General features: G+C 60.7%; 3 protein-coding genes. 2 read left to right on the top strand and 1 reads right to left on the bottom strand.

Going from position 1 to position 2,860, the window contains the following annotated elements:
* On the bottom strand, nt 1-571 hold a 571-nt coding region (locus FY112_RS00735; protein WP_151517381.1), incomplete at its 3' end, for a DUF87 domain-containing protein.
* Nucleotides 572-894: 323 nt separating this feature from the next.
* On the opposite strand from FY112_RS00735, the gene FY112_RS00730 reads away from it, so the two are divergent.
* Both FY112_RS00730 and FY112_RS00725 read left to right on the top strand, forming a co-directional pair.
* On the top strand, nt 895-2,685 hold the full coding sequence (locus tag FY112_RS00730; protein WP_131620278.1) for an acetolactate synthase 3 large subunit: 1,791 nt from the start codon (nt 895-897) through the stop codon (nt 2,683-2,685).
* A gap of 20 nt (nt 2,686-2,705) precedes the next feature.
* The coding region (locus FY112_RS00725) for an ACT domain-containing protein (protein WP_151517380.1) at nt 2,706-2,860 on the top strand (155 nt) is incomplete at its 3' end.

Below are 2,860 nucleotides of genomic sequence, written 5' to 3'. Positions count from 1 at the left end.
GCAGGAGCAGCGACACGGCCGTCGACTTGCCGACACCGGTGGAGCCGACGACGGCGAAATGCTTGGAGAGCATCGAGGGGATGTGGATCGCCGCGTCGATGCTTTCGTCCTGCGTCAGCTTGCCGATGACGGCGGTCGTACCTTCGCCGGCATCGTAGATGCGCATCAGGTCGGCCGATCGGATGCGGTGCGCGATGGCGCCGAGATAGGGATAACGCGAGATGCCGGTCGAGAATTCCTCGCGCCCGTCCTCGTCGACACGGACTTCGCCGAGCAGCTCGGTCTCGATCTTGAAAATATTGTCTTCGCCTTCGCCCCAGGCATGGCTGCCGGTGTTCATCTGATAGACGAGGGCAACGACGCGGTTGCGGCCGACGCTGATCGAAATCAACCGCCCCACGGACCAGAGTTCGGTCAGATCGGTGCCACCCTGTTCGGCGACGGCGGCAATCGTCGCCCGCGAACCGCTGCATGCAACGACGCGGCCGAGAAAGCGATTCCCGGGCGTATGGCCATCGCGGCGATCATGCTCGCCTGCCTTGCCAGACATGCGCAAGTCGTTGTTGAGCAAAGTGCTACTCCCTGCGGTAGCGTAGAAGAATAAAGTCGATCCTTTAACAAATCCTTCATCCTATCGATTTTCGGGGATGCAGGCGTGGGGCAGTTTTTTATTGCGGCATGCGTTGACGCTGCGAAATTTTCTGTCTATCACTTCCGACCATGAAAATCGCAACGGCTCTTATCGTGGTGGGAAAGCGCATGGGCAGGATGGTGTAACCATCCGGCGATAGCCACCCATGCGCTAGATGACAGGCTCCTCAGGGGCCTTTTTTTATGCCCGAAATTCGGGCTTCCGGCCAAAAACGCAATCCCAGCATCAAACGGAACAGACAGATGAGCACGGACAATCAGGCGGCAGGCAATCGGATGACGGGAGCGGAGATCGTTCTCAAGGCGCTGAAGGACAACGGCGTCGAACATATTTTCGGCTATCCCGGCGGCGCCGTCCTGCCGATCTATGACGAGATCTTCCAGCAGGAGGATGTGAAGCACATCCTCGTCCGCCACGAGCAGGGGGCAGGCCATGCGGCCGAAGGTTACGCCCGCTCCACCGGCAAGGTCGGCGTCATGCTGGTGACCTCCGGTCCGGGCGCCACCAATGCCGTCACGCCGCTGCAGGATGCGCTGATGGATTCGATCCCGCTCGTCTGCCTGACCGGACAGGTTCCGACCCCACTGATCGGCTCCGACGCCTTCCAGGAATGCGATACGGTCGGCATCACCCGGCCCTGCACCAAGCACAACTGGCTGGTCAAGGATGTCAACCAGCTTGCCGCCGTCATTCACGAGGCCTTCCGGATCGCCCAGTCCGGTCGTCCGGGCCCTGTCGTCGTCGATATTCCGAAGGACGTGCAGTTTGCGACCGGCACCTACACGCCGCCCGCCGATTACGCGATCCAGAAGAGCTACCAGCCGAAGATCCAGGGCGACCTCAACCAGATCCATGCCGCGATCGAACTGATGGCGAATGCGCGCCGTCCGATCATCTATTCCGGCGGCGGCGTCATCAATTCCGGCCCCGAGGCTTCCAAGCTGCTGCGCGAGCTGGTCGAGCTCACCGATTTCCCGATCACCTCGACGCTGATGGGCCTCGGCGCCTATCCTGCTTCAGGCAAGAACTGGCTGAAGATGCTCGGCATGCACGGCTCGTACGAGGCCAACATGGCGATGCACGACTGCGATGTCATGGTCTGCATCGGCGCCCGCTTCGACGATCGCATTACTGGCCGTCTCAATGCCTTTTCGCCGAACTCGAAGAAGATCCATATCGATATCGATCCATCCTCGATCAACAAGAACGTCCGTGTCGATATCGGCATCCGCGGCGATGTCGGCCATGTCCTCGAAGACATGGTCCGCCTGTGGCGGGCGCTGCCGAAGAAGCCGGAAAAGGGCCGCCTGGACGACTGGTGGAGCGATATCGCCCGCTGGCGGGCACGCAACTCCTTCGCCTATACGAAGAGCAATGACGTCATCATGCCGCAATATGCGCTGGAGCGGCTCTTCGCCCACACCAAGGACCGCGATACCTACATCACCACCGAGGTCGGCCAGCACCAGATGTGGGCGGCACAGTTCTTCGGTTTCGAGCAGCCAAACCGCTGGATGACCTCGGGCGGTCTCGGCACGATGGGCTACGGCCTGCCTGCCGCGCTCGGCGTGCAGATCGCCCATCCCGACAGCCTCGTCATCGACATTGCCGGCGACGCTTCGATCCAGATGTGTATCCAGGAAATGTCGGCGGCGATCCAGCACGATGCGCCAATCAAGATCTTCATCATGAACAACCAGTATATGGGCATGGTGCGCCAGTGGCAGCAGCTGCTGCACGGCAACCGCCTATCGAATTCCTATACGGAGGCGATGCCCGATTTCGTCAAGCTGGCGGAAGCCTATGGCGCCGTCGGCCTGCGCTGCGAAAAGCCGGATGCGCTTGATGACACCATTCTGGAGATGATCGAGGTCAGAAAGCCTGTCATCTTCGATTGCCGCGTCGCCAATCTAGCCAATTGCTTCCCGATGATCCCCTCGGGCAAGGCCCATAACGAAATGCTGTTGCCGGACGAAGCCACCGACGAAGCGGTCGCCAATGCGATCGACGCCAAGGGCCGAGCGCTCGTCTGATCAGGGAAGGAACCAAGAACATGAACGCACACCTACAGCCCACGGGCTCCGCCTATTTCATCTCGCCGGAAACGGCGGCGGTCGAAAGCCACACGCTTTCGGTTCTCGTCGACAACGAACCGGGCGTTCTTGCCCGGGTCATCGGCCTGTTTTCCGGCCGCGGCTACAATATCGA

It is taken from the genome of Rhizobium sp. PEPV16 (assembly GCF_008919455.1).
GTDB lineage: Bacteria > Pseudomonadota > Alphaproteobacteria > Rhizobiales > Rhizobiaceae > Rhizobium > Rhizobium leguminosarum_Q.
This window is presented reverse-complemented; position numbering and strand designations above follow the sequence as displayed.

Excerpts from the sequence above, each read along its gene's own strand:
- FY112_RS00730 (WP_131620278.1), top strand. The coding sequence starts at position 895 with ATGAGCACGGACAATCAGGCGGCAGGCAATCGGATGACGGGAGCGGAG.